General features: G+C 71.1%; 6 protein-coding genes and 1 pseudogene. 3 read left to right on the forward strand and 4 right to left on the reverse strand.

What is annotated here, in order from left to right:
* Both ACXJKL_RS13975 and ACXJKL_RS13980 read left to right on the forward strand, forming a co-directional pair.
* Positions 1-545 (forward strand): annotated as a pseudogene (locus tag ACXJKL_RS13975) (DNA-binding protein); the annotation flags it as partial.
* Complete coding sequence (locus ACXJKL_RS13980; RefSeq protein WP_457207650.1) at positions 542-1,717, forward strand: class I SAM-dependent RNA methyltransferase; 1,176 nt, start codon at positions 542-544, stop codon at positions 1,715-1,717. The pseudogene ACXJKL_RS13975 and the gene ACXJKL_RS13980, both read left to right, overlap by 4 nt.
* A 116-nt stretch (positions 1,718-1,833) precedes the next feature.
* Here the strand turns inward: ACXJKL_RS13980 and ACXJKL_RS13985 are convergent, their stop codons facing one another.
* The 4 genes from ACXJKL_RS13985 to ACXJKL_RS14000 form a co-directional block, all read right to left on the reverse strand.
* Positions 1,834-2,976: a N(5)-(carboxyethyl)ornithine synthase gene (locus tag ACXJKL_RS13985; protein ID WP_457207651.1), complete on the reverse strand. Its 1,143-nt coding sequence runs from the start codon at positions 2,974-2,976 to the stop codon at positions 1,834-1,836.
* Positions 2,973-3,107 (reverse strand): hypothetical protein, encoded by a 135-nt coding sequence (locus ACXJKL_RS13990; RefSeq protein ID WP_457207652.1) that lies wholly within the window; start codon positions 3,105-3,107, stop codon positions 2,973-2,975. Before ACXJKL_RS13990 ends, ACXJKL_RS13985 begins: the two co-directional genes overlap by 4 nt.
* Before the next feature lie 186 nt (positions 3,108-3,293).
* A complete protein-coding gene (locus tag ACXJKL_RS13995; RefSeq protein ID WP_457207653.1) occupies positions 3,294-3,857 on the reverse strand; it encodes a DUF1269 domain-containing protein in 564 nt (187 codons plus the stop codon).
* A gap of 144 nt (positions 3,858-4,001) precedes the next feature.
* Positions 4,002-4,388 carry an SHOCT domain-containing protein gene (locus ACXJKL_RS14000; RefSeq protein ID WP_457207654.1) on the reverse strand — a complete coding sequence of 129 codons (387 nt, stop codon included), beginning with the start codon at positions 4,386-4,388 and terminating at the stop codon, positions 4,002-4,004.
* 281 nt (positions 4,389-4,669) lie between these two features.
* Between ACXJKL_RS14000 and ACXJKL_RS14005 the strand changes: the two genes are divergently transcribed.
* Entirely contained in the window at positions 4,670-5,017 is a 348-nt protein-coding gene (locus ACXJKL_RS14005; RefSeq protein ID WP_457207655.1) for a UBP-type zinc finger domain-containing protein, read from the forward strand.
* The last annotated feature ends 139 nt before the right edge of the window (positions 5,018-5,156 follow it).

The following is a 5,156-nucleotide window of genomic DNA, read 5'->3' on the forward strand; positions in this document are numbered from 1 at the left end:
AGCTCGAGCTGGCTGCCGACGAGCAGGACAAGGTGATGCCGACCCGCGTGCACGCCATCGTGCTCGCCTCCAAGCTGCACAAGCCCACGCTGCGCGCGCTGGCGTTCGCGAAGGCCACCCGCCCCAACGCCCTCGAGGCGATCTACGTCTCGACCGACGACGCGGCCACCGCGCGACTGATGGAGGAGTGGGACCAGCGCCAGATCGACGTCCCGCTGAAGGTGCTGCACTCGCCGTACCGCGAGGTGACGCGGCCGATCGTGCAGTACGCCCAGGAGATCCGGAAGGCCAACCCGCGCGGCGTGGTCGCCGTCTACATCCCCGAGTACGTCGTGGGCCGCTGGTGGGAGCAGCTGCTGCACAACCAGACGGCCCTGCGCCTCAAGGGGCGGCTGCTCTTCGCCCCCGGCGTCATGGTCACCTCGGTGCCCTACCAGCTCCGGTCGTCGCGCATCGCCCTCGAGCGCGAGGAGGCGCTGGAGGGTCGCGTGCACGCCGGCGACCTGCGCAGGGGCCGGGTCACCGACCGCAGGGACGGCCGATGAGCCGGCACCCGCGTGCGCGGAAGTCCCGCGGCCCCTCCCGCGTCGGCGAGCGGTTCGAGGCCGAGGTCGGCCCCGTCGCGCACGGCGGCCACTGCATCGTCCGGCTCCCCGAGCCTGAGTCGCGTGTCGTCTTCACCCGCCACACGGTGCCGGGGGAGCGGGTGGTCGTCGAGATCACCGAGGGCAGCGAGGGCGACCGGTTCTGGCGCGGCGACGCCGTCGAGGTGCTGGCACCCTCCCCGGACCGGGTCGAGGCCCCGTGCCCCGTCGCGGGCCCCGGACTGTGCGGCGGCTGCGACTTCCAGCACGTCGCCCTGCCCGCGCAGCGCGACCTCAAGGCCGCCGTCGTGCGCGAGCAGCTGGTCCGCCTCGGCCGGCTGCCCGCCGACCACCCGCTGGTCGCCGGCCTGGAAGTCGAGCCGGTGCCCGGCGACGACCACGGCCTGCGCTGGCGGACCCGGATGCAGTGGGCCCGCACCGAGGACGGGCGCCGCGGCCTGCGCGCCCACCGCTCGCGACGCGTCGTACCGGTCGACGACTGCCTCATCGCCCACCCCGACGCCCGCACGCCCGAGCCGGGGCCACCGATCGTCGAGACCGTCGAGGGTCGCGACTTCACCGTCGACCCCGACGGCTTCTGGCAGGTGCACCCCGGCGCCCCGTCGGTCCTGGTGTCCACGGTCATCGACGTCCTCGACCCGCAGCCGGGGGAGCGGGTGCTCGACCTGTACGCCGGTGTGGGGCTCTTCGCTCGCTTCGTCGGCGACCTCACCGGGGGTCGGCTCGTCGCCGTGGAGGCCGACCGCGCAGCCTGCGGGCACGCCCGCGCCAACCTGGCCGGCCACGAAGGGGCCGTCGTGGAGTGCGGTCCCGTCGACCGGGTGCTGGCGTCGTCGTACGACGAGCCCTTCGACCTCGTCGTCCTGGACCCGCCGCGCGAGGGGGCCAAGCGCGCCGTCGTCGAGCAGGTCGTCGACCGGGCGCCGCGGGCCGTGGCGTACGTCGCCTGCGACCCCGCCGCCCTGGCCCGCGACCTCGCGATCTTCGCCGAGCACGGCTACCGCCTCGAGCGGCTGCGTGCCTTCGACCTCTTCCCGATGACGCACCACGTCGAATGCGTGGCGCTACTGGAAAGAACCGGCTCTGACCTGGGTCACAGCGAGTCTCGATAGGGACGGCGTCCTCCCACGTCCGCCCGTCGCGTACTTCGCATCTCGAGCACACGTCGAACCTGCGCCGCGAGAGCACCTCGCCCGCGGTCGCACGCGGGGACGTGTGTGGGCGATGCTCAGGCGGCCCGGTAGGGGTGGGCTGCCGATCGGCCCTGGAACTCCAGGATCGCCGGGTTGCAGATCCGGCCGTCACGGATCTCGATGGCCCGCTTGACGGTCTGGTTCGCGTCCCAGGCCTCGGGGCCGGCGAGCACCGTGTCGACGAACGGCAGCAGCGCCTCGCTGTTCTCCCAGGTGGCCGAGTTCCAGAGGTAGGACGGGCTGTGGTCCACCGCGTAGTAGTGGACGCGACCGCCGACGGTGAACATCGGGTCGTCGAAGGTCGTGGGCACTGCCCACGAGAAGCCCATGCCCTCGTCGCACGACACGTCGACGATCAGACTGCCCGGTCGGAAGCAGTCGAGGTCCTCGGTCTGCAGATAGGTCAGTGGTGCCGAGGTGTCCTGGAAGGTGCAGTTGACCACGATGTCGTACTTCGAGAGGTATGCCGCCAGCGGCTCGCGACCGCGGTCGGTGATCACGTGGCTCACGCCGGGCTCGTGCGGGTCGTGGTCGAACTGGCGGATCTGCACCGAGTGGATCGGGGAACCCACGGCCGCGATCCCGCGCGTGGTCAGGACGGTGACGTCACCGGCCCCGTGCGCCTTGAGCGCCGTCACCGCGCCGCGGGCGGTGGCGCCGAAGCCGATCACGACCGCGCTCAGCCGGCGTCCGTAGTCGCCCGTGACGCCGATGAGCTCCATCGCCTGCAGCACCGAGCAGTAGCCCGCGAGCTCGTTGTTCTTGTGGAAGACGTGGAGCCCGACGTGGCCGTCCGCGGTCCAGTGGTTCATCGCCTCGAACGCGATGAGGGTGAGCTCACGGTCGATGGCCAGCTGGGTCATCTCCGTGTCCTGGACGCAGTGCGGCCAGCCCCACAGCACCTGGCCGGCGTGCATGGCCGCGACGTCGGCGTGCTGGGGCTTGGGCAGCACCACGACGTCCGAGCCCGCCAGGATCTCCTGGCGCGAGGCGAAGCCCGTCACGTGCGGCGCCAGCTCGTCGTCGCTGACGCCGAAGTGCGCGCCGTAGCCGTGCTCGAGGGTGGTCCGCGCCGCGACGTCGGGAGCGAGCCGGGACACGTGCTCCGGGTGGATCGGAAGTCGGTGCTCGTTCTCCTTGGCAGAGGTCCCGATGATGCCAAGGCTGAGGCGACTCACCTCTTCTTCGACACGATGGGGTCGGGGATGTCGCCCTTCCCGGCCGCCTTGGCGTGCTTGTCGGCCCGCTTCTCCTTGATGGACTTGCTGGACTTCTTGGACATGCCTTGCCGTGGCGACTTGTCGCTCATCGGGGTCCCTTGGTCGGAAGCCTGGATGGCTCCGTGACGCCACACTACGCGCGGCTCCTAGCGTGGTGCGCGTGCAGGATCCAGCGGCCCCTGGCGCCCGGTGGGTGATCGCCGCACTCGGGCATGGGTCACGGCTCCTCGCGGTGTACGGCGCCCTCGGGATGTCGCCGGGTGGTGGGTCGCCCGTCAGTCGTCGGCCTTCTCGGCCTCCTTCGCTGCTGCCTTGATGTCGTCGGCCTCGACCTTGTTGATGGCGGCCTCGACGACGGCGTCGGCCCGCTCGAGCGCCTGCCGGATCTTGACGGCACGGGGGTCGGAGACGAGGGCGAGCAGGCCGGAGTGCCCGGGCGGGATCGCGTTCTCGAGCTCCTGCTCGAGCTCGCCGTGGTGGTGGCGCTGCCGCAGCTTGCCGGCGAGAGCGCCGGCGCTGCCGACCACGGCGGCGCTGCCGAGGATCGACGGTGGAAAGATCACGCCGAGGGCGATGCCGCCCACGACGCCCCACTTGAGTCCGGACTTCGTGCTGTGGTCGGTCGCCTTCTGGATCTCCAGCTTGCCCTCCGCGGAGCGGGTGACCACGATGACGCCCTCGATATCGACCGTGCGGCCGTCCTCGACGGACTTGAGGGCCTCATAGGCCTCCCAGGCCGTGCTGGTGTCGCTGAAGTCCGCGACCAGGAGGGTGTACGCGCCGTCGGAGACGGCGGCCGCCCTGACGTCCTGCTCGGGTGTGGTGTTCTCGTCTGACATGTTGGTTCTCCTCGCTGATCGGGGTTCCTACTCTCGAACGATGGAACCGTTCTTGTCCTCATCCGGTGCGGGTGGGTCCGCCCGCCGCGCGGGCTCGGGGCGACGGCGTCGAGGGTGACGCGTGGCCTGCGTGCGGACGGGGCCTCAGGCGAGCGCCTTGGCCTTCAACGCGTCGAACTCGCTCTGGTCGATGGCGCCGGAGTCGAGGAGCGCCTTGGCGCTGACGATCTGGTCGGCTGACGAGGTCGGGGCGCCGGCGACGTGCTTGATGTAGTCGGCCTGGGCGGCCTGAAGCTCCGTGACCTTGGCCATCTGTCGTTCGGTCATGCTTCGACCACGTGCGATGAGATAGATCAGGGCACCCAACCAGGGCACGAAGATGAGGAGGGCGGCCCATCCAGCCTTGCCCCAACCGCTGAGGGTGTGGTCACCGAACAGGTCGAACAGGCACCGGAACCAGGCCATGAGTGCTGCGATCCAGATGAAGAACCAGAAGGACCACAGGAGCACTTCTCCGAAGTCGTTGGTCATGGCGTCCATGGCAAGCCTCTTCTCGTTGATCCGGGTCCTTGTCGACCAGTGTGTGGAGTGTGGCGCTGCGCTCGGGCGCTCGGCGTCACCCGTACAGGGTGAGGCCGGCCGCCGGGTGGAGAGCCGAAGGGCCGACCTGGTCGCCACCTGAACTCCCGCGCAGGTGCGTGGAGGTTCAGCCGTTCAGGCGTGAATCTCCCCGCGTCCCGGAACCGAACTTCCGCGCAGGTGCGTGGAGTTCCACCCTCGCGCTCCCGACCCGGCGTGGGTAGCGTCGCGGCATGAGCGACAACGGCATCGACCCGACCGTCCCGCCGAGCGGTCCGGGGTGCGTGGAGTGCGAGGCGGCGGGAGGGTGGTGGGTGCACCTGCGCCGGTGCGCGCAGTGCGGCCACGTCGGCTGCTGCGACTCCTCCCCGTCCCAGCACGCGACGGCCCACCACGGCGCGACGGGTCATCCGGTGATCCAGAGCTACGAGCCGGGGGAGGACTGGTTCTGGGACTTCATGCGGGAGCAGGGCCTCGACGGGCCGACGCTGGCACCGCCCACCTCGCACCCCGAGGACCAGCCGACTCCCGGCCCGGCCGGACGGGTGCCGGACGACTGGCGCGACCACATCCACCGGTGAGCCGGAGGACGGGGGAGCCGTGGCGTCGTACGCCGTGAACCCCGCCGCGGTCGAGCACGCACGACGCCTGATCGAGGCGCGCCAGTACGTCCTCGACAGCGACTGGGGCGAGGTCCAGCTGGACGCCGAGGCCCAGAAC

The organism is Nocardioides sp. P5_C9_2, assembly GCF_054049555.1.